Annotated in this window: 20 protein-coding genes; 17 read left to right on the top strand and 3 right to left on the bottom strand. The window is 32.5% G+C overall.

Annotation, left to right across the window (positions count from 1 at the left end):
- Positions 1–136: 136 nt before the first annotated feature.
- Positions 137–2,509 carry a type IX secretion system anionic LPS delivery protein PorZ gene (porZ, locus tag CLV62_RS14775; RefSeq protein WP_110311546.1) on the bottom strand — a complete coding sequence of 791 codons (2,373 nt, stop codon included), beginning with the start codon at positions 2,507–2,509 and terminating at the stop codon, positions 137–139.
- 203 nt (positions 2,510–2,712) lie between these two features.
- Here porZ and CLV62_RS14770 point away from each other — a divergent pair, with 203 nt between their 5' ends.
- The 17 genes from CLV62_RS14770 (at position 2,713) to CLV62_RS14690 (ending at position 20,708) form a co-directional block, all read left to right on the top strand.
- Positions 2,713–4,032 carry a UDP-glucose dehydrogenase family protein gene (locus CLV62_RS14770; protein ID WP_110311545.1) on the top strand — a complete coding sequence of 440 codons (1,320 nt, stop codon included), beginning with the start codon at positions 2,713–2,715 and terminating at the stop codon, positions 4,030–4,032.
- Between the two features lie 45 nt (positions 4,033–4,077).
- On the top strand, positions 4,078–6,486 hold the full coding sequence (locus CLV62_RS14765; RefSeq protein ID WP_110311599.1) for an SLBB domain-containing protein: 2,409 nt from the start codon (positions 4,078–4,080) through the stop codon (positions 6,484–6,486).
- Between the two features lie 2 nt (positions 6,487–6,488).
- Positions 6,489–7,544 (top strand): Wzz/FepE/Etk N-terminal domain-containing protein, encoded by a 1,056-nt coding sequence (locus tag CLV62_RS14760; protein WP_110311544.1) that lies wholly within the window; start codon positions 6,489–6,491, stop codon positions 7,542–7,544.
- A gap of 15 nt (positions 7,545–7,559) precedes the next feature.
- A complete protein-coding gene (rfbA, locus tag CLV62_RS14755) occupies positions 7,560–8,450 on the top strand; it encodes a glucose-1-phosphate thymidylyltransferase RfbA (RefSeq protein ID WP_110311543.1) in 891 nt (296 codons plus the stop codon).
- Positions 8,447–9,016, top strand: coding sequence for a dTDP-4-dehydrorhamnose 3,5-epimerase (rfbC, locus tag CLV62_RS14750; protein ID WP_110311542.1), 570 nt, complete (start codon positions 8,447–8,449; stop codon positions 9,014–9,016). The genes rfbA and rfbC overlap by 4 nt, the downstream gene beginning before the upstream one ends.
- 3 nt (positions 9,017–9,019) lie before the next feature.
- The gene (gene rfbD / locus CLV62_RS14745; RefSeq protein WP_110311541.1) at positions 9,020–9,889 is read left to right on the top strand and encodes a dTDP-4-dehydrorhamnose reductase; all 870 of its coding nucleotides are present in this window, start codon (positions 9,020–9,022) and stop codon (positions 9,887–9,889) included.
- On the top strand, positions 9,886–10,947 hold the full coding sequence (rfbB, locus tag CLV62_RS14740; protein ID WP_110311540.1) for a dTDP-glucose 4,6-dehydratase: 1,062 nt from the start codon (positions 9,886–9,888) through the stop codon (positions 10,945–10,947). Before rfbD ends, rfbB begins: the two co-directional genes overlap by 4 nt.
- Before the next feature lie 33 nt (positions 10,948–10,980).
- On the top strand, positions 10,981–12,402 hold the full coding sequence (locus CLV62_RS14735; protein WP_110311539.1) for a flippase: 1,422 nt from the start codon (positions 10,981–10,983) through the stop codon (positions 12,400–12,402).
- A 54-nt stretch (positions 12,403–12,456) separates the two neighbouring features.
- On the top strand, positions 12,457–13,584 hold the full coding sequence (locus CLV62_RS14730) for an EpsG family protein (RefSeq protein ID WP_110311538.1): 1,128 nt from the start codon (positions 12,457–12,459) through the stop codon (positions 13,582–13,584).
- A 17-nt stretch (positions 13,585–13,601) separates the two neighbouring features.
- On the top strand, positions 13,602–14,420 hold the full coding sequence (locus CLV62_RS14725; protein WP_110311537.1) for a glycosyltransferase family 2 protein: 819 nt from the start codon (positions 13,602–13,604) through the stop codon (positions 14,418–14,420).
- Between the two features lie 15 nt (positions 14,421–14,435).
- Positions 14,436–15,341 (top strand): glycosyltransferase family 2 protein, encoded by a 906-nt coding sequence (locus CLV62_RS14720; protein WP_110311536.1) that lies wholly within the window; start codon positions 14,436–14,438, stop codon positions 15,339–15,341.
- 1 nt (position 15,342) lies between these two features.
- The gene (locus CLV62_RS14715; protein ID WP_146212761.1) at positions 15,343–15,651 is read left to right on the top strand and encodes a hypothetical protein; all 309 of its coding nucleotides are present in this window, start codon (positions 15,343–15,345) and stop codon (positions 15,649–15,651) included.
- A gap of 79 nt (positions 15,652–15,730) precedes the next feature.
- Positions 15,731–16,645, top strand: coding sequence for a glycosyltransferase family 2 protein (locus CLV62_RS14710; protein WP_110311534.1), 915 nt, complete (start codon positions 15,731–15,733; stop codon positions 16,643–16,645).
- Between the two features lie 148 nt (positions 16,646–16,793).
- Positions 16,794–17,687: an ATP-grasp fold amidoligase family protein gene (locus tag CLV62_RS14705; protein WP_110311533.1), complete on the top strand. Its 894-nt coding sequence runs from the start codon at positions 16,794–16,796 to the stop codon at positions 17,685–17,687.
- Between the two features lie 8 nt (positions 17,688–17,695).
- Positions 17,696–18,817 (top strand): glycosyltransferase family 4 protein, encoded by a 1,122-nt coding sequence (locus CLV62_RS14700; RefSeq protein WP_110311598.1) that lies wholly within the window; start codon positions 17,696–17,698, stop codon positions 18,815–18,817.
- A complete protein-coding gene (locus CLV62_RS14695; RefSeq protein ID WP_110311532.1) occupies positions 18,817–19,839 on the top strand; it encodes an NAD-dependent epimerase in 1,023 nt (340 codons plus the stop codon). Before CLV62_RS14700 ends, CLV62_RS14695 begins: the two co-directional genes overlap by 1 nt.
- An 8-nt stretch (positions 19,840–19,847) precedes the next feature.
- A complete protein-coding gene (locus tag CLV62_RS14690; protein ID WP_110311597.1) occupies positions 19,848–20,708 on the top strand; it encodes an NAD(P)-dependent oxidoreductase in 861 nt (286 codons plus the stop codon).
- 56 nt (positions 20,709–20,764) lie between these two features.
- On the opposite strand, the gene CLV62_RS14685 is transcribed toward CLV62_RS14690, so the two are convergent.
- Positions 20,765–21,472 carry a type 1 glutamine amidotransferase gene (locus tag CLV62_RS14685; protein WP_110311531.1) on the bottom strand — a complete coding sequence of 236 codons (708 nt, stop codon included), beginning with the start codon at positions 21,470–21,472 and terminating at the stop codon, positions 20,765–20,767.
- Between the two features lie 52 nt (positions 21,473–21,524).
- A complete protein-coding gene (locus CLV62_RS14680; RefSeq protein WP_110311596.1) occupies positions 21,525–22,841 on the bottom strand; it encodes a YihY/virulence factor BrkB family protein in 1,317 nt (438 codons plus the stop codon).
- Between the last annotated feature and the right edge of the window lie 414 nt (positions 22,842–23,255).

The raw sequence follows: 23,255 nt of genomic DNA, 5'->3' as shown, positions 1-23,255 counted from the left end.
TAACAAATTGAACTATTTAATCTAAAAAAGATTCTTTTATCTCACTATAACGGATAAAAGAATCTCTATGTTTTCGAGTATTCGTATTAATTTGATTTAAATTCTAATTGTATTGCAGTAAAATAGACTAAATGAATTAATTAACGACCATTATTTTAGTTACAACTCCTTCCGATCCGTTTTCCGAAGAGCCGAATACTAAATATACACCGCTATCCACACGCCTTCCTCTTGCATTTTGTAAGTTCCATGAATATTGTCCTCCCAGAGACCTGCCTTCATTTATTAGATTACCCTTCAAATCGGTAATTTTTACTCTCGAATTAGATTGTAGACCGGTTATGCTTACTGACCCTTCATAACCCGGGCGTATAGGATTGGGATACGAATATACATTTGAAAAATCGTCAGCTCCCTCTGTGGCTGAGCCTCTGTATGACATCATGCCTCTTTCCGTCCCGAAATATACACTCCCATTATTCGGATCGATAGCCAGAGACATTACATTATTGGAGGGTAATGGGCTATCATCTAACGTAAAATGTGCAAGAGTTTCCTGATTATCGGAACTTATAAGATAAACACCCGATGTTTGCGTTGCAATCCATTTACGGTTAGCTCCATCTATGGCAATTGCATTTATAGCTACATTTTCAAGTAATCCGGTTACCGAATTCGATCCGCTTCCGCTTTCTACTTTTATCCTTCTAAAGATAATTTCTTCAGTAAATATATTACTTGAGCTATATACCTGAAACGGGCCGATGTCTGTTCCCAACCAGAAATGACCATTAACATCTTCGGCTATTGTATTTATGTCGGATATATTGAGCCTTTTTTTATCTTGATCCATGAAATAGTTTCTATCACCTTCTCCACTTAAGTATATATATTTATCATCCGAGTTGTCATTTATAGTTCCATTATCATTAAAAATAAAGAGATAGTTATCTCCTCCAAAAGAAGTAACCCATTTATTGGAATATTTATCTATTATAATATCTTTCGGATTGGTGTATGCATTTGCGATATCCGTATAATAAATTTGTTTCCATTCCCCACTCTTCAAACGTACTGTTATTATATTTTTGACTCCGGGATTGAGCATCCATAAATTACTGTTCTTGTCGAAAACCATTCCACCAACACGTGTTGTCGAATAGTCTCCTGAAACAATGGCTTCTATGGTACTGTTGGTGTTGTCGTATCTGTTTAGGTATTTTGCTCCTTCAAATTCGTATAGGCCTTCACCCCAGCTACTGGCAAATATATGCTTTGGATTGGTAGGATCGCTGACAGAATATACGAGATCTCGGGCATTAACACCACTGGCACTACTTATATCACTGGAGTAAATGTTTGTCCATCTGGAGTCTTTATATATTGATATACTTGCCGCTTTATCCATTCTTTCCGATTTATTTGCACCGCTTAAATAAAATCCTCCGCCTGTAACAAATAGCTGCTTGTTTTGTAAGGTTAGTGAGAATGGATAGTTGGATGCCGGACCTTGTGGAGATTTCCATCTTTTTATATATTCATAACTGTTTCCATTAGCCTTAATCAGTGATAGATTATTGCCGGATGAGCCTACCCAATATTCGCCCGATCTATTTCCATTTGGAATAACACTGGTTAGTAAATTGATATTTATTTTCACATTTTTATCTAAATCTTCATAATCCCAAAATGCATTATCAGCCGACACAATTATATGATTGTTTTGTAAATGTCTCATGGAGTTTAAATCTTCTCCGGCTAATACCATTTTCACGGATGTCGGGCTATCCATTCTATAAATTGCTTTTTGAGGAACCCGAAAGTGAAATTGGTTTTTGAAAACGAGAATATCCCGAATTTCATCATCTGTAAATTTATTTTCCGAATTAGTATAGTGGGTGCTTACTTCCATATTTTTCCAAAGAGCAAGATCCTTAACGTTGTCGTTTATGTCTATATATAAAATTCCCTTTTGTGTGGCCGCATATAGCTTATTATTATCAACAAGTATAGAATAAAAGGGGACATTAAATATTCCGAAATCTTTCACGTTTTTCTCCAAAAGATTGATTATCAGAAAACCAAAATTAGTTGCTATGTATGCAAGATCCTCATAAATAAATATCTTATTGATTGTTTTGTCGATATTTTGAGTCGAATTTTTCAAATCACTGATATTTACGTAAGATTTATCTTCAAATAACAACTCTATATTAGCATCGGCTCGTGTAATAAGCAGGCATTTATGTTTGGGGCTGTAAATTATATGTTTAATATCTGTATTACCTCCCTCCTGTTTGATAAATGTTTCTATATTCTCATCCGAATTATTGTAGATGAAAAGCTTTCCGTCGGTTACAGCATAGACCGTATTTTCATTTTTTTCGAGATTTTCTATATCAGCCGCATAGGATATATGAGAAGTCCATTGGCTTGCATCTTGTGCTATCACAGGAATAAAAACCAAACATAAAATAATAAAAAAGGAGTAACTCCGTTTATTAACCATGACCTTGTATATTATTGAAGGTTATTGATCTAAAATATGAATCTTTGACAAAGATAAAATAATAGTTTATTACCAGAAGTCAGAGTTTATATATTCTGTTAAATATCACTTTTGATATGGTTTATTAAAATTTGTTTTCTTTGTTAAGTATTATTGTTATACTTTTGTTTTTGATTTTAGTATTTCAAAAAAGTTAAATTTATATGAAAATTGCAATCGTAGGTACCGGATATGTTGGTTTGGTGACGGGTACTTGTTTCTCTGAAATGGGAATAGATGTTCATTGTATTGATGTTGATTCCCAAAAAATCGAAGATCTGAAAAATGGGATTATACCTATTTATGAACCAGGTTTAGATGAAATGGTTATCCGGAATTATAAAGCAGCACGTTTGCAATTTTCCACTGATTTAAGTGCGGTATTAAATGATGTTGATGTTGTTTTTAGTGCTGTTGGTACTCCGCCAGATGAAGATGGTAGTGCTGATTTAAAATATGTATTGGAAGTTGCCCGAACTATAGGGAAATCTTTGACAAAATATATACTTGTAGTTACTAAAAGCACGGTTCCTGTTGGTACAGCCCAATTAGTAAAACAAGTGATTCAAGAAGAATTGGACAAGAGGGGACTTTCTGATTTAGTTTTTGATGTAGCTTCTAATCCTGAATTTTTAAAAGAAGGAACTGCTATAGTTGATTTTATGCATCCAGACAGAGTTGTTGTGGGAGTTGAATCTGATAGAGCAAAAAATGTGATGGATCGTTTATACAAACCTTTCACAATGAATAATTATCGAATGATTTATACCGACATTCCTTCGGCTGAAATGATAAAATATGCTGCTAATGCAATGTTAGCGACTCGCATCAGTTTTATGAATGATATTGCTAATCTGTGTGAAATTGTAGGTGCTGATGTGAATATGGTTAGAGCTGGTATCGGTTCTGATAATCGAATCGGTAAAAAATTCTTGTATCCTGGGTGTGGTTATGGAGGAAGTTGTTTTCCTAAAGATGTAAAGGCTTTGATTCAGACTGCGAAGGATAAGGGGTATGAGATGCAGGTATTAAAAGCTGTAGAGGCGGTAAATGAATATCAAAAAGGAATTTTATTTGAGAAATTGTCAGAATACTATAATGGAGACTTGAAAGGTAAAAAGGTTGCTCTTTGGGGATTGTCTTTTAAACCAAAAACGGATGACATGAGAGAAGCTCCTTCCCTAGTGTTAATTGAAAAATTGTTAGAAGCTGGAGTAAAAGTGAAGGTTTATGATCCTATAGCTATGGAGGAAACAAAAAAACGTATTGGCGATAAAGTTGAATACGCAAAAGATTTATACGATGCTACTTTAGAGTGCGATGCTATTCTTTTAGTTACAGAGTGGAATGAGTTTCGTTTACCATCTTGGTCTGTAATAAAGAAACTTGTGAAGACTCCGTTAGTGATAGATGGGAGAAATATTTATAATGGAAATGATCTTCGCATGATCGGATTCGAATATTATTGTATTGGCTCAAAATGAAATTAGTTACAATTATATAAGTTATTAAAAGTGTACATGAACCACATAAAGAAGATTATTTTTTGTTTGTTTCTTTTTTTACTTTCTAGCAACATGATGTTTGCTCAAATGTCAGATGAGCAAATTATCAATTATGTAAAGCAAGAAGTTGATAAAGGAACCTCTCAACAAATTATTGCAACAAACTTGATGAAACAAGGCGTTACAAAAGGACAACTAGAGAGAATAAAAGAACAACAAGAACAGAAACAAACCTCAGGAACTACTAGTACTAAAAGCAGTAGCGAATTAAGAAGAGATAGAAAAGAAAGTGTAGAGGACGATTTGATTGCAGGTGATTTGGATCAGGTGAATAGCAATGTTACTCCTGATGCCTTAAATGATGAGAATGTTATTGAAGTTTTCGGAAAAAATATTTTTAATGCTAAAAATTTAACATTCAGCCCGAATATCAATATTCCGACTCCGATTGACTATCGATTAGGTCCCGGTGATGAGGTTGTTATAGATATTTGGGGAGCTTCTCAAACTTCAGTAAGACAAGTAATATCTGCTGAAGGAAGTATAACTGTTGATCGTTTAGGTCCTCTTTTTCTTAATGGAATGAGTGTTAAAGAGGCTAATGATTATGTACAAAGAAAATTTGGAGATATTTACTCAGGCTTAGATAGCGGAGGATCGACACAAATAAAGTTGACCCTAGGTCAAATAAGAACCATACAGATTAATGTAATGGGAGAGGTGGTTACTCCAGGAACTTATTCACTATCTTCTTTATCATCTGTTTTTCACGCTTTATATAGAGCAGGAGGTGTAAATAATATTGGATCATTGCGTTCAATTAAACTTTATAGAAACGGAAAGCTGCTTAGAGTATTAGATATCTATAAATATATATTAGAAGGAAAGATGAATGACGATATCCGAATGACTGATGGAGATGTTATTATTGTTCCTCCTTATATATCTCTTGTAAATATGTCTGGAAAGGTTAAGCGACCAATGTTATATGAAATGACTTCAAAAGAAACATTGGAAGATTTGATATCTTATGCCGGAGGTTTTACCGGTGATGCTTATACTAAGAGTGTTAGAGTTGTTCGTGAATCAGGAGGAGAAAATAAAATATTTACATTAGGAGAGAATGAATACTCAGATTTTACTCTTGGAGATAAAGATGTTGTTAGCATTGGTTCAGGACTCGATCTCTATGAAAACAGAGTTGAAATAAAAGGAGCAATCTATCGAACAGGTTATTATGAAATAGGTAAAAATATAACAACAGTGAAGCAGTTGATAGCTGCTGCTGACGGGCTTCGTGGTGATGCTTTTCTCAATAGAGCTATTTTGACTCGAGAAAAGGATGATTATACGTTAGAAACATTGCCTATTGATATTCGTGAGTTATTATATAGCAACGGCAACGATATTGTATTACGGAAAAATGATATTCTTTATATACCATCTATTAATGATCTGCAAGAATTTGGAGATTTCACAGTGCATGGTGAAGTCGCCCGCCCGGGTCGTTATAAATATTCAGATAATAAAACACTGGAAGATTTAATAATAGAGGCCGGTGGTCTACTTGAGTCAGCATCTGTTGTTCGTGTTGATATTGCCCGAAGAGTTATTAATCCTCATAGCCAAACAGTAAATAGGACATTAGCTGAAAACTATACATTTAGCTTAAAAGACGGATATATCGTAAATGGAGATCCTGGATTTGTTTTAAAACCTTATGATGAAATATATGTAAGGCGTAGTCCGGGATATCATGCACAACAAAATGTTTTTATCAATGGTGAATTATTATTTCCAGGAGCATACGCCCTAAATAGAAAAACAGAAAGAATATCAGATATTGTTAAGCGAGCAGGTAATCTTACCGCAGACGCTTATCCTAAAGGTGCGAGACTTATTCGTATGCGCTCAGAAGAAGAATTATTTAGATCTCAGGCAGCACTAAAAGTTGCCAATCAGGGAGGTAAGGACTCTATTTCTGTGAGAACATTGGATTTAGCAAATGCATATAGTGTGGGTATAGAGCTTGATAAAGCACTATTGAATCCGGGTTCGGATTATGATTTGGTTTTAAGACCGGGTGATCGTTTAATTGTTCCTGAATATGATAATACTGTTAAGATAAATGGTGCTGTAATGTACCCAAATACAGTTGTATATAAGCAAGGAGAACGTTTAGCACATTATATAAATCAGGCAGGAGGATATTCTGATAACGCTAAAAAGAATAGATCTTTTGTCATTTATATGAATGGAACTGTTACTAAAGTAAAAAGCGGAGATAGAAATGCTATCCAACCTGGAAGTGAAATCATAATTCCAAGTAAAGAGCAATCTAAGAGACTATCATTACCAGAAATTCTTAGTTTGAGTACAAGTGTTGTTTCTATGGCTAGTCTTATTGGAGTCTTAATTAATACAATGAAGTAAGCATGGAAGATAATATAGAAAAAGAAATCGATTTGATTGATTTAGCAAAAAAGCTTTGGGAAAAGCGAAAATTTATATTGAAAGTTTCAGCTATTGGTTTTGTTATTGGAGTTGTAATAACATTTAGTATTCCAAAAGAATATACAACAACTGTAATTCTGGCTCCTGAAGCTAGTAGTTCATCAAGTGCAGGAAATGTTGGTGCTTTAGCGGCTATGGCAGGTTTAAATTTAGGGGAAGCTGTTCCGGAAGGGCAGATGTCTCCTGAATTATATCCTAATATAGCTGAATCCAGTCCATTTATTATTGGGCTTTTCAATGTTAGAGTAAAAAATGCTGATAACGAAATTGATACAACTTTATATTCTTATATTAATGATGATCAAAAAAGTGCTTGGTGGTCTAAAATATTGAGATTGCCAGGAGGTATAATTGAATTGTTTTTTAATCAAAATTTCGATGAAGAATCAGGCATTATAAATAATTTTGCTTTAACTAAAGAACAAACAGATGTTTTTAATAATCTTAAAGATCGTGTAACTGTTATTGTTGATAAAAAAACAGGTATAATAACTCTGACTTCTACTATGCAGAGTCCTAATATATCAGCATCAATTGCAGATACATTAACTTCTTATTTGCAATCTTATATAATAAGTTACAGAACTGAAAAAGCAAGGCAGGATCTTACTTTTACTGAAAGGCTCTACACAGAAGCAAAAAAAGATTATTCAGATGCTCAGCAAAAATATGCCAGATATTTGGATGAAAATCAAAATGTAATATTGGCTAGCTATCGGGTGAATCAAGAAAGATTGCAGAATGAAATGTCTTTAGCGTATAGTGTCTATAACCAGATGGCTCAACAACTACAGTTAGCAAAAGTAAAAGTGCAAGATACAACGCCTGTATATACAATAATTCAGCCTGCTACCGTGCCTTTGCTACCTACAAAGCCAAATAAAAAATTAATTGTTATTGGTTTTGTTTTTTTATTTACTATGGGAGTATGTGGGTATATTCTAGGAAAAGATTATTTTAAAAAATTATATCAATAAATACTATCTGAGACTATGAAAGGAATTGTTTTAGCAGGAGGATCAGGGACTCGATTATATCCTATAACAAAAGGGGTTAGTAAGCAGTTATTACCTGTTTATGATAAACCGATGATTTATTATCCGGTATCAGTTTTAATGTTAGCTGGTATTAGGGAGATATTAATAATTTCTACCCCAAATGATATACCTAGTTTTAAGAGATTATTAGGTGACGGAAGTGATTATGGTGTAAGATTTGAATATGCAGAGCAACCATCTCCGGATGGCTTGGCACAAGCCTTTATAATAGGCGAAGAATTTATTGGTGATGATTCTGCTTGTCTAGTATTAGGTGATAATATATTTTATGGACATGGTCTAACTGAAATGCTAAATAACGCTGTTCATACAGCTGAGAAGGATAATAAGGCTACAGTTTTTGGATACTGGGTTAGTGATCCGGAACGCTATGGTGTAGCAGAGTTCGACAAACAAGGTACTGTTTTAAGTCTTGAAGAAAAACCAGCTGATCCAAAGTCAAACTATGCAGTAGTTGGATTATACTTTTATCCAAATAAAGTTGTCAATGTTGCTAAAAATATAAAACCTTCTACTCGTGGGGAATTAGAAATAACAACAGTTAATCAGGAGTTCCTGAAAGATCAAGAGTTAAGAGTTCAATTATTAGGTCGAGGTTTTGCTTGGTTAGATACAGGAACACATGATTCCTTAAGTGAAGCAAGTGTTTTTGTAGAGGTATTGGAGAAGAGGCAAGGCTTAAAGATTGCTTGTTTGGAAAGTATCGCATTTGATCAGGGATGGATAACGGCTGATAAGATGGATGAGCTAGCTCAGCCTATGATTAAAAATCAATACGGACAATATCTTTCGAAAATAGTAAAAGAATCAAAGAAAAAAAAATGAATATAATAAAGACAGATATAGAGGGTGTTGTTATTCTTGAGCCTAGGGTATTTAAAGATGACAGAGGTTATTTTATGGAATCATTCTCTAAAAAGCTATTCGAGTCAGAAGTTTGTAAGACCGAATTTGTTCAAGATAACGAATCGAAATCTTCATATGGCGTTTTGAGAGGTTTACATTTTCAGAAACCGCCTTATGCACAATCTAAACTTGTAAGGGTGGTGAAAGGTTCTGTACTGGATGTTGCTGTTGATATAAGGAAAGGCTCTCCGACCTTCGGAAAGCATATTTCTGTAGAATTGACAGAAGGTAATAAACGTCAATTTTTTGTTCCAAGAGGTTTTGCTCACGGTTTTGTTGTACTTAGTGAGGAAGTTATATTTCAATATAAGTGTGATAATTTTTATGCACCGCAACACGAGGGTGCTCTTGCTTGGGATGATACTGAATTAGGAATAGACTGGAAAATTTCCCAAGATAAAGTGATTCTTTCCGAAAAAGATATGAATCATCCAGTATTATCTGATGCTGAATGGTTATTTGATTATAATGAAAAATTATATTAAAAGATGAATATACTTATAACAGGAGCCAATGGGCAGCTTGGAAATGAAATGAAATTCTTATCTGCGAGAAGTAAGAATGATGTTTATTTCTTCACAGACGTAGCAGAACTTGATATTACCAAATTGGAAGACATTCGCAATTTTATAAACCAAAGTAAGATCGATGTTATTGTTAATTGTGCAGCATATACAAATGTTGATAAAGCTGAGGATGATGCAGAATTTGCAGATTTGATAAATAATAAAGCTGTTGAGAATTTAGCTGTTGTAGCTAAAGAATACAATTGTACATTGATCCATGTATCTACGGATTATGTTTTTCAAGGAAATGAAAATCTCCCTTGTACAGAAAATGCTAAAACAGCACCTCTAGGTATTTATGGAAAAACGAAACTGGCTGGGGAAGATGCAATTCAAAGAATCGGATGTAAATACCTTATATTTAGAACAGCATGGCTATATTCCGAATTTGGAAATAATTTTGTAAAAACAATGCTTCGGTTAACTTCTGAAAACGATACTCTTAAAGTTGTTTTTGATCAGGTTGGAACTCCCACTTATGCCGCGGATTTGGCTGATTTAATCTTTTCTATGATAGAAAAAAAACAATATCATAAATATCAAGGTATATATCACTTTAGTAATGAAGGTGTATGTTCTTGGTATGATTTTGCAAAAGAAATTTCATCTATTGCAGGCACTAAATGTGATATACATCCATGTCACTCAGATGAATTTCCAAGTAAAGTAAAGCGTCCCACATTTTCTGTATTAGATAAAACAAAAGTGAAGAAAGACTTCCAATATACTATTCCTTATTGGAAAGATTCTTTAGTTAAATGTATCGATAAACTAAGAATAATTAAAAAATGAAATTTACACGTAGTATATTAATAACAGGGGGAGCCGGTTTTATTGGTTCTCATGTGGTTCGTTTATTTGTCAATAAATATCCTGAATATCATATTGTGAATCTGGATAAGCTTACTTATGCTGGAAATCTGGCAAATTTGACAGATATTGAAGATAAACCTAATTATACTTTTGTAAAAGCGGATATCTGTGATTTTGGTCTGATGTTGGATGTCTTTAAGAAATACGAAATTGATAATGTAATTCATTTGGCTGCAGAAAGCCATGTGGATAGAAGTATAAAAGATCCTTTTACTTTTGCTCAAACTAATGTGATGGGGACGTTGTCTTTGCTACAGGCTGCAAAAGAATTATGGACTGCTCCATATACAAGTAATCGTTTTTATCATATATCTACCGATGAAGTATATGGTACATTAGAATTTGATAATACATTTTTTACTGAAGATACTAAATATGATCCTCATAGTCCGTATTCTGCGAGTAAAGCTAGTAGTGATCATTTTGTCCGTGCTTTTTATGATACTTATGGTTTACCTACAATTGTAACAAACTGCAGTAATAACTATGGTCCATACCAATTTCCTGAAAAACTGATCCCTTTATTTATAAACAATATAAAACACAAAAGGTCGTTGCCTGTATATGGTAAGGGTGAAAATGTTCGAGACTGGTTATATGTGGTTGATCATGCTAGAGCCATAGATGTTATTTTCCATAAAGGCAAAATTGCCGATACATATAATATCGGAGGTTTTAACGAATGGAAAAATATTGATCTGATAAAAGTAATTATTAAAACAGTGGATCGTTTGCTCGGAAGTCCTGAGGGTACTTCAGATACTTTGATTACATATATTACAGATCGTGCAGGACATGATTTACGTTATGCAATTGATTCGAATAAATTGAAAGATGAATTGGGTTGGGAACCATCTCTTCAATTTGAGGAAGGAATTGAAAAAACAGTACAATGGTATCTTGACAATGGAGAATGGATGGATAATATTACATCTGGAGATTATCAAGAATATTATGAGAAAATGTATAATAAGTAAGTCCTAACTTGGTTATAAGTATTCAAATGCAGAATGGGATTAAAAAAGAATTTTATTTATAGTAGCTTGTCGGGAACAATGCAGTATTTAGTAATTCTAGTTACATTTCCTTATGTTTCTAGAGTTTTGGGTGTGTCTAATATTGGACTTGTAAATTTTGTGGATAATACGGTCAATTACTTCTTGCTATTTGCAACAATGGGTATTACTTTATTAGGCATACGAGAGATTGCAAAAAATAAGGACAACCCGATACAAATGAAATCAACATTTTCTAGTCTTTTCTTCATACATGGTGTTCTGACTATATTTGTTTTAGTTATTTATATATTTTCGATACTGATAATCCCTAAATTGTCAGAATATAAGGAGTTTTTTTTTATTGGAATTGCTAAAATTATTTTCTCTTTTTTCTTAATAGAATGGTTTTATAAAGGAATCGAAGATTTTAAATACATTACTATTCGGAATATAATAATTAGAGTTATATATATACTTTTAATCTTCCTCTTTATAAAAGAGGAAGATGATTATGTTTTATATTTTGGATTAACAACTGGAATAGTAGTGATTAATGCAATAATAAATTATATTTATTCCTTTAATTTTGTCAAATTCAGTTTTAATCATATTTCTATAAAAAAATATATTATACCTTTTTTTACATTGGGGATATATACTTTACTAACATCCATGTACACGACATTTAATGTTGTTTATCTTGGATTTGTGTCGGATAATGTGCAGGTTGGATTTTATACAACAGCTTTGAAATTATACGTTATTATTTTGAGCTTATTTGCTGCATTTACAGGAGTAATGCTTCCGAGGATGAGTGCTCTGTTTGAGCAAGAGGATAAAGGTGCCTTTAAACAGATGTTAGGTAAATCATTTAGTTTTTTATTTGCTTTTTGTTTTCCATTAATTATTGGTACTGTAATTTTAGCTCCACAGATAATTTCGTTAATGGCAGGTAATGATTATTCAGGAGCTATAATTCCCATGCAAATAATAATGCCGTTAATAATGATTGTTGGTATTGCTCAAATTTTAGCGATCCAAGTTTTAATGCCCATGCGTAAAGACAAGGTAGTTTTATATGCCTCTATTGTTGGAGCTGTTATTGGAGTTCTTTTGAATTTTGTTTTGGTAAAAAGATTTGCTTGCATAGGAACAGCAATAGTTTTAATGATTTCCGAGTCTTTAGTTACAGCTTTTTATATTATTGCATTGTCAAAAGAAAAAATATTTAATTTTCCTTGGAACTTATTATTTAAAAATCTAATATATTCCCTGCCTTATGTTGCGTTATGTTTGATTTTTTTACAACTCGGTTTAAGTTCTTTTCTCACTTTGATATTAGCGGTTATTGCTTGTATTTTCTATTTCTTTATCTTACAATATTTTGTAATAAAAGATAGTTTTATATTGGGATTACTTAAAAGATGGATTTGAGCTCATCTTTTAAGTAATGCTTCTAAATGATTATTCAGTAAATCTAAAAGAGAGATGTATCCTTATTTAATCTTATTTATAATAACATTATTAGCTGTTATCCAATATGATTTAGGGGGGCATAAAGGCTATAGAAGAATAGTTTGGTATTTTCTATTTATTTATGTAATATTACTTATTGGTTTAAGGTATAAAGTTGGAGTGGATACTCTCAACTATATGGATTATTACTCATATCTTCCTGATTTATTTACGATTAAGAGCGATGATTGGAGTTATTTTGCATATCAACCTTTATACCTATTATTATGTGCTTTAAGCAGAAGTATTTCAGGAGATTTTGTATGGTTTCAATTAATACATACTATAATTTTAAATTTATGTGTTTTTTATTTTATATCTAAAAATACAAAATACAAGTTTACGGGTCTGCTGGTTTATTTTTATATGTATTTTCTTTATTTCAATACCGAAATTTTGAAAGAGTCGTTAGCTGTATGCGTTTTTATGCTTAATTATAAAAATATTGAAGATAAAAAATGGTTAAAATATTATTTTGGAGTTTTTGTTTCTTTACTATTTCATCTTTCAGCTATTATATTGATTTTCTATCCTTTAATAAAAATAATGAGATTTGGATGGCGATATTTTATAGCTGTCGGTTTCTTTTTAGTTATTATTGTTAATATTGGTCCTTATTTGACATTATTAGAAAATTTCGAAAAAGTAGGAGATAAAGCAAATACTTATATATCCTTCAATGAGATAGGTGCTATGAATATGAATTGGGTAATTTTAAATCTGATGCAATTAACGTTCTTTCCCATGATAGTTTTATTTTTCCAGAAATATATTTTAAAAGAAGATGTGAAATTTGAATCATTAGTATGTATGCATGCTTTATTAGGGATTGGTGTGGCTTTTTATCAAATCATCTTTTCAAGATTTACGAACTATACTATGCCCTTTTATGCTTTGTTTTTAGTGAATTTTTTCTATTCAGTTCATTTTAAAACACAATTTCGGAAATTAGCTCTTATTGCTTGTATTAGTTTGTGGCTATTTTTATATGGCTATTATTATATGGGAGGCAATAATTATTTTAGGATGTATCAAGCTTGGATTCCTTATTCAACGATTTTTGATCCAATAGAGGTCCCTATAAGGGATGAAATTTTATAACTAAATTATTATAAGAAATGAGTATTGTAATTTTATTGGCAACTTATAATGGCGGAAAATATTTAAGAGAGCAATTGGACTCATTAATAGCTCAAACTTATAAAGACTGGATATTGTATATTAGAGACGATAGTTCAACAGATGAAACAACTTCAATAATTAATGAGTATGCATCAAAATATGAAAATATAACTCTATTAAAGGATAAGGTTTTGCATAGAGGTGCTTGTGGTAGTTTTATGTGGTTATTAGAACAGGTCGAGGGAAAATATTATATGTTCTGTGATCAAGATGATATTTGGTTACCCAATAAAATTGAGTTACTCTATAATGCAATGTTATTAGAAGAAGATCGATATCCAGAAGTGCCGATCTTGATTAATACCGACCTGGTTATTGTTAATGAGAAACTAGAAGTACTTTCTCCATCATTCTGGGAGTATGGTCGTATGAATCCACAGAGAATAAATGAAAAATATATAAGTGTTACTAATTCTATTACAGGATGTGCCACGATGTTTAATAATAAGGCAAAAGAGGTTTGTTTTCCTGTAAATGAAAATGTTATAATGCATGATTATTGGTTAGGTTTATGCGTTTGGAGTACTGGGGGGAGAATTGTATCATTACCTATTGCAACGATTTTTTACAGACAACATTTAAGTAATACTTTAGGAGCACGTAAACATGAAGAAGGGTTAAAAAAAATCTTCAAGATTCCTATGGTTGATTATAATAAACGGGTTTTTAAGATGGTTAATAGTCGATATAAGATATCTGTTTTTACTTTTTTATGTAAAAAAATAAGTTTTTTTTTTAAAAAATCAAATAATTAAGTTTATAATTTAAAAATGGTAGGTAATAATGTCTTTGCAATAATAGTTACATTCAATCCTGAATTGGATCTTTTAAGTAAGCAATTAGAATCATTAAAACATCAAGTGAATGGGATTGTTTATGTAGATAATGGGACAAAAAATATTGAGCAATTAAAAAAATTCTATGAAGAGCATACTTTTTCAACCAATATTTTTTATATTTTAAATCTAAAGAATCAAGGTCTAGGATATGCTCAAAATCAAGGAATAAAATTAGCTTTTGAAAAAGGTGCTGATCATATTTTTCTGCTTGACCACGATTCTATTGTAGAGCATAATTGCATATATCAGTTATTGGAAACAGAAAAATCTCTGCTAAAAAAGGGTATAAAAGTTGGCCTTGTTGGTCCGGTATTTGTAAATGTGCATAATAATCTTCCTTCTCCGGCATCAATTATGCAAGGGTTATGCATTAAAAAAAGGTTTCCCAAGAATGATCCCATTTTTGCTTCATACCTAATAGCGTCGGGAAGTTTAATAAGAACAAATGTTTTAAAGACTGTGGGTCTTATAGATGAAAAGTTATTTATTGATGGTTTAGATCTTGAATGGTGTTTTCGAGCAAATTATTTTGGTTTTAAAATTGTTATGACACCAGATGCAAAAATGGAACATCGACTTGGAGACAGGCGAATTTCCATAGGAAAGGTAAACTTGGCTTCTCATAGTCCTCAAAGGAGATATTATATTGTTAGAAATAGTTTCTTGTTTAACCGATACAAGCATATTCCATTAGGTTTTAGAATTAGGACAGGTTTTTTGTCAATAATAAAAATATGTGCAATGCTTATAAAATCTACAAACCGAAAAGACTTTTACCGATATAATATTTTAGGCTTAAGAGATGGGATATTGGGGAAATTTGGTGAATTTAATTAAAATGCAAATAAAAAGTAAGATAACGAGAATATTGAAGTTTGCAATAGGTGACATTAATTATGGAATTATTGTTTCTAAAATAAAAAATAGAAAATACTTCCAAAAACATTATAGCGGATCGGTTGCAAGAGCTGCAAATGCCGAGCCGATCTTTATTTATATAGCCGATGGTCGTGTAAATCATGGTGGATTAGCTGATCGGTTGAGAGGGTTGGTGTCTTTGTTTGACTATTGTCAAATGAAAGGGCTTCAATTTAAAGCAAATTTTAATGATTACTTTGTTCTTAAGTCTTATTTGATTGAAAATTAATCTGACTCATTATTTAAATCTATGCTTTATAAGTTGTTATATACAAATTCACTAAATTTTCAAAAAACACTATTTTAATATGATATTTGCTATTATTGTAACATATAATTCGGAGTTAAATTTATTAATAGATCAATTTAACTCTATAATAGATCAAGTTGGTGGAATTGTTTATGTAGAAAACGGGTCGGAAAATCAATCTGTAATTACTGAATGCCTTGCTCAATATTCAAACTCTTTTAATGTGCATATCCTTTCCAATAAAGAAAATATGGGGTTGGGATATGCCCAAAATCAAGGAATTAAAGAGGCCTTCAAGAATGAAGCTGATCATATTTTATTATTAGATCATGACTCTGTCGTTGAACCAAGGTTTGTTTATAATCTACTGGAAGTAGAACAAGTTTTATTGAAAGAGAATATACGAGTTGGAGCAGTTGCTCCAACTGCATATAATCCCGATAATAATAAATTATTTCCAGTTTCTGTATGGATATTGAACGGTTTATGGGTGAAGAAAATAGTACCTTGTCAAAACCAACATGTTTTTGCTTCATTTATTATGGCTTCAGGGACTCTTGTGCGAAAAGAAGTTTTAGATGATGTTGGTCTTATGGATGAAGGTTTATTTGTCGATATTATAGATTTAGAGTGGGGCTGTCGAATAAAATCTAAGAATTATCAATTGGTTGTTACACCTTTGGCTAAGATGATGCATAAAATTGGGGACTCTAGGATTTCTTTTTTGGGTCGCAATATGTCTAATCATAGCCCAATAAGGAGGTATTATCTCAGTAGAAACTGTTTACTATCTTTTAGATATAAACATATACCGGTAGGTTTTTCAATTGGAGGTTTTGGTCGAACAATTCTCCGATTTTTAGTTGTTTTATTAAAATCTACAGAGAGAAAAAAATATTGGACCTATTGTTTGCTGGGGTTTCGAGATGGCTTATTGGGTAGATATGGCAAATGCACGATTTCTCTCAAATAGATATTATAGATAGAAAAATGCTGAACACCTTTTAGAATAGGTGGTATGGTGATATATAAATTCGTTCTAAATTAAAGCGGAAAATCTTCAATTTAGATATATAATGGAAAGATAATGATATGAAAGAACTCCAATTATTATAATAGATATGGACTATAAAAAAATATTTAAAAGTCAGAAACTAAGATTTTTTATTCTTAGAATGTTATTTTGGGTACCAGATAGTATTATGTTGAAGATTCAATATAAAGTAAAGATGAATAGATGTTTAGATCTAAAGAAGCCAAAACGATTTACCGAAAAAATCCAGCATTATAAAATGTATTATCGCAATGCAGAAATGCTCCCTTGTACCGATAAATATCAAGTTAGACAATTTGTTGAGTCAAGAGTAGGCAATAAATATTTAAATGAACTGCTAGGAGTTTACGCAGATGCAACAGAGATTAATTGGAGTGAACTTCCTGCCAAATTTGTATTAAAAACCACAGATGGGGGAGGTGGCGAAAATGTTATAATATGTAAGGATAAATCTACTTTAGAAATTAACGAAACAATAAAAAGATTAAATAGCTGGAGAAATAAAGGAAGCTCCTCACTAAGTAGAGAATGGGCTTATGAGCAAGCAACGTCTTTAATTATTGCAGAAGCTTTTTTAGAAAATATTGATGATCCAGAAAATTCGATTGATGATTATAAGTTTTTTTGTTTTAATGGAAAAGTTGAGTGTTTAGTTGTTGATATTGATCGTTATATTGGTCATAAAAGAAATTTCTATGATAACAACTGGAATAATCTAAATATTGCAACAGATTGTCTTTGTTTTGATAAAGAGAAGTCTAAGCCAGACAATTTTGAAGAAATGGTTGATGTTGCAGAAAAACTTTCAGAGGGCTTCCCTTTTGTGCGTGTAGATCTTTATAATATAAATGGTAGAATTTTATTTGGAGAACTGACTTTCTATCCATGGAGTGGCTATGTTCAGTTTACACCTGATGAATTCGACTTTGCACTAGGTTCTAAATTTCGATTAGATTATTAATGTGCATCATGAAAAAACTCTTCATCATAGTCAATGTAGATTGGTTCTTCCTTTCTCATCGTCAAGAAATAGCTGTAAGTGCAAAAGAAGCTGGTTACGATGTCACAATATTAGCAAAAGATACTGGAAAATCATTTGTGATAAAAGAATTAGGCTTGAGATTTATTGATTTACCGATGAATAGTGTTGGTATGAATCCTTTCGAAGAACTTACAACTTTAAATTTCCTATACAAGCTTTATAAGAGAGAGAAACCCGACATAGTACATCACGTAGGACTGAAAGCAATTCTTTGGGGAGGATTAGCAGCAAAACAGGCAAAGGTAAAAGGTGTTGTCAATGCCATTAGTGGCTTGGGAGTGTTCTTTGCCGAAGAAAGTAAATCTGTATTATCAAAAGCGATTGTTGCTATTTTAAAATACTCCCATAATAGGAATAATTTGTATACAATATTTCAGAATAATGAGGATAAGGATCTATTCTTGAAGTCACGAATAATAAAAGACTCTAACATCGTTTTTATTAAGGGATCTGGGGTTGATCTGAATGTTTTTAAATATATCGAAGAACCCCAAGATGGGAAAATTAAGGTTGTTCTTACTGCAAGAATGATCGTTGATAAAGGTATATTTGTATTAACTGAAGCAGCGGAACAACTTAGAGCTGATTACCAGGATAAAGTGCAATTTCTACTATGTGGAGGCTTAGATAAAAATCCCCGAGGCATTAAAGAAGAGATGTTGAATCAAATTTGTGATGATAAATATATTAAATGGTTTGGGCATTGCTCTGATATAAAAAGTATTCTAGAAGAAGCACACATAGTAACTCTTCCATCTTATTATAAAGAAGGTCTTCCTAAATCTTTAATAGAGGGAACGGCTATTGGTAGGCCTATTGTTACAACAAATTCTATTGGTTGTCGAGATACTGTTATTGATTGCTATAATGGTTTTCTTATTCCTATAAAAGATAGTAAGGCTTTAGCCGATAAATTGAAAATCTTGTTTGATGATAAATATTTAAGATTAGAGATGGGAAGAAACTCACGATTATATGCTGAAAAATATTTTTCATTAGATAAAGTTATAAAAAGTCATTTAGATATTTATAAAAAGTTAGCGAATTAATGAAAATACTAATAACAGGTACCGCCGGATTTATCGGATATTCTTTAACAAAGAAGTTGTTAGAGATAAATCCTAATATAGAAATAGTTGGTTTGGATAGTATCAACGATTATTATGACTTACGATTGAAATATGGACGGCTTGCTGAACTTGGGTTTATAAAATCTGATATATTGTACGGCAAAAAATATATTAGCTCTTTACATAATAACTCTTCATTTATTCAACTAAACCTAGAAGATAAGGCTAATATTGATAAACTGTTTACTGAGGAAAAATTTGATGTAGTCTGTAATTTGGCTGCACAAGCAGGGGTTCGTTATTCAATAGAAAACCCATATGCTTATATCGAATCCAATATAGTGGGTTTTATTAATATACTGGAAGCGTGTAGACATAATCCAATAAATCATTTGGTATATGCCAGTTCTAGTAGTGTATATGGTATGAATGAGAAGGTACCGTTTTCAGAAGAAGATAAAGTTGATTCGCCGGTGAGTTTATATGCCGCATCTAAAAAATCGAATGAACTTATGGCTCATGCATATAGCAATTTATATAAAATACCCACCACAGGTCTTCGTTTCTTTACGGTATATGGACCATGGGGTAGACCGGATATGGCTCCATTCTTATTTACTAAAGCAATTGTAAGCAATGAACCGATCAAAATATTTAATAATGGTAATATGCTTCGTGATTTTACCTTTGTGGATGATATTGTTGAGGGTATAATAAAAACATTAATTCATATCCCAGCTGAAGCTATTCCATATAAAATATATAACATAGGCAATTCCAAACCGATAAAACTAATGGATTTCATTAATGAGATAGAGCAGGCTTTAGATAAAGAAGCAAAGAAAGTGTTTATGCCTATGCAGCCCGGTGATGTTTATCAGACATATGCCGATACCTCACAACTAGAGAATGATGTTAACTTTAAGTCGAATACATCAATAAAAGAAGGAGTAAAGTCCTTTGTTGATTGGTATGTCGATTTTCATGGTATAACTAAATGAAATCCACCATGCCCACCCCCAAACTCACCTTCATAGGACTCGGACACATGGGAACTCCCATGGCATTAAATCTGCTTAAAGCAGGTTTTGAACTGTCAGTATATAATCGTTCAGCCGATAAGACGAAGCCACTAACAGATGCCGGAGCCAAAGCATATACATCTTTAGATGAAGTTCGCGAGAATTCGAACGTTATTTTTACCATGTTAGCCGATGATGCAGCAGTATCTTCGGTGTTTGCCGATCTATTAAAAGGTTCTGTTTCGGAGAAGCTCTTTATCAATATGAGTACCATTTCTTCGGAACTGACTAAACGCTTATCTGTTGAGATAGAATCTAAAGGAGGCTATTATCTGGAAGCACCGGTTTCAGGTAGCGTTAAGCCTGCTGTGGATGGAACGCTTATTATATTAGCTGCTGGCAGAGAACCCGATTATGAGTTTGCAACAACTTACTTTGAGAAATTAGGCAAGTTTTCTATATATCTGGGAGAAGTAGGGCAGGGAGCTAAGGCTAAATTGGCGATTAATTACTATATGTCTGTAGTTATCGAAGGATTGGCTGAGACTGTCCTTTTTGCCGAAAAAAATGGCATTGATAAAGAAACAATGATGTTTATTGTCAATGAGAGTGCTTGTGGTAGCCCTATGTCAAAAATGAAGACTCCTTCAATTGTGCAGGATAATTATCCTGCTGCTTTCCCTCTAAAACATATGGATAAAGATATTCGACTCGCTCAGGCTGAAGGTTTAAATACCGAGACTTCTGAGGCAATGAAGAACATATATCAAGAAGCGATGCAAGCAAAGCTTGGCGATGATGATCTCATGGCTGTTTTAAGAGCCGTAAAAACAAAATATTTCAAATAGAGGGATTATCCCTTGTCTGAAAAGCAGAGAGTCGCTAAGAGCGGCTCTCTGCTTTTTTAGTTTTTAGATAACTGGTCAAGGATATTTTCGAGTAAATCGTTGCATTGCGAAATAAAGTGAGTATTATTTTTCATTTCCTGTGCTGATTGTATATACTTCCCATCTTGTAGTTCGCTTTTTCCATTTTTGATCATTTCATCTAATGATTCGGGTGTGACTTCTAAATGAAATTGTAAACCGACTACTCTTTCGTTATATAAAAAGGCTTGATTACCACATCCTCTGCTTGAGGCTAGTTTTACACTGTTTTGAGGAAGACTAAAAGTATCTCCATGCCAATGGAATACTGAGAAATCAAGATCTTGATTTGGGAAAATAGGGGTATTTTTGGCTTCATCCGTCAATACGATAGGGAACCAGCCTATTTCTTTATCCTTGTTTGATGTGATTTTTCCTCCTAGTACATCGGCTATAAGTTGAGAACCTAAGCAAAATCCGATTACTGTTTTATCTGACTCTATCGCTTCTCTTATAAACTTCTTTTCGGGTACTAACCAAGGATAAAGTTCTTCTTCATAGATATTCATTGGTCCTCCCATTATAATCAGCATATCAAATTCATCCTTACTTGGAAAACTCACTTCCTCGAAGAGATATGTATAGCTTAAATGATAGTTATGCTTTTTAGCCCATGATTCGATATGTCCGATTCCTTCGAAACTGACATGAATCAGACAGTGAATTCTTAAGTTATTTGACTTCATTTAAGTAGTATTCAATATTTATAATTGTAAAATCCACAAAAGGTCTCGTGCCTTACAGGTCTTTTATCAGAGTATTTTTTTCTTTTTCGTGTATGGTATTTCGAATATCATTAATAACATTCCATTCATCGATGAATTCCTCCGTAATATCAATATTGAAATCTTCCGATCCAAAACTGTCGACTTTGTGGAATAGGTAACTGACCGATATTTTATTTATATCAAGTGCCGGTATATATGCCGGAACCATATCTTTTCCGGAAGGTGTTTCAACAATTACGTTGAGATCAAGCAGTAAGTAAATAATATCGCTTGTAAGTCGGGTCGGTATTTTATATTTCTCAGATATTTCGTTGGCAGTATAAGGTTTTTCTCCTGTTTCAAAACGCTTTACGATTAACGTTGAAATCAGTAAAATGATAAAATCTTTGTATCTGCGAGTAATATCTTTTGTCTCTTTCTCGAAATTAAATTTGGCAATGTTTTGATGGGCAAAAGATAACTCAACACCAATTAGTAGGATTAGCCATGATATTTGTAGCCATAACAATAGTAAAGGAAGTGCTGCAAAGCTACCATAAATAGTATTGTATTTCGATATCCATATTTGCCCGCTGATATAAACTTGCTGAAAAATTTGGAAACATACTCCTGCAACAATCCCTGCGAAAATGGCACTTCCTATTTTTACTTTTGTATTGGGAATATAGATATAGATAAATGTAAAAAGTAAAATGGTAAGTATAAAAGGCAATACTTGGATAAATGGGTTTATGAATACGCCGATAATATGAGTTTCGAGCGATGAATTTAATATAATCGAAAAACCTGCATTACAAACCAGCAAGACGGGTGCAACAAGCAATAATCCGGTATAATCGGTAAATTGGCGATAATAAGATCTTCCATTTTTTATTCCCCATGTAGAATTAAAATTATCTTCAATATTCGAAATAAGGTTTAAAGCTGTGTATAATAAAAGGACAAGACCTATGCCAAGAAAAATTCCTCCCTGAGCATATTCCAATGATTTGTCGATAAATCGCATTGCTGTCGAAAGAGCCTGTTCTTGTCCTTGAAAGTAGCCGAATAATTGGCTTTGAAGGATATTCTGGAAACCGAATCCTCTGGCTATGGCAAATAATACAGCCAGTAGCGGTACAATGGATAAAAGCGTACTGTATGTGAGTGCAGATGCCCGTGTGTTGATTAAAGACCAGTCGAGATTTCGATATGTGAGGACAAACGATTTGATAACGTTATAGGATATGGCACGCAGTCGCCCTAACCCGTTGGTATCTATTCTCCATATCCCTATAGAAAGAAAATGAAGAAGTCGTTCGATAAAGCTTTTTATCTTATCAATCATAATATGCATTATTTTGGAGTAAAAATAGTACTTCTTTATGTAAAGACGTTTATTTATATTATTTTGTTCAATTAGATTGTGTTTAGTCCCGGTTTATGAATTACGCCAATCAAGAGTTGAAAAGTTACACGGTAAAGAGCCAAAGGTTACAAAAAGTAAACAAATCAGGTAACAAAAGTAAACGGTAAATGATAAAAAGTGTCACTTTTGTTTATTGTGTAAATTGTTGTAAATCAAATGATAATTTTCTAAAAGGTTACAAAAGTCATAGTACATGACAAAAAGAGGCACTAAATTGATATAATTATTTGAATATAAGTTTTTTAATATTTTGAAAAGACCTTGATTTTTCGTATCTTAGAAAGAAAAACTGGGGAGTTTTTCAAGATATGCAAACCAAGGTCTCAGACAAAA

The organism is Indolivaga alginatilytica, assembly GCF_003201355.1.
In the GTDB taxonomy this organism is placed as follows: domain Bacteria; phylum Bacteroidota; class Bacteroidia; order Bacteroidales; family Dysgonomonadaceae; genus Dysgonomonas_A; species Dysgonomonas_A alginatilytica.
The sequence above is the reverse complement of the archived record's forward strand: the minus strand, read 5'-3'. Positions and strand labels throughout refer to the sequence as shown.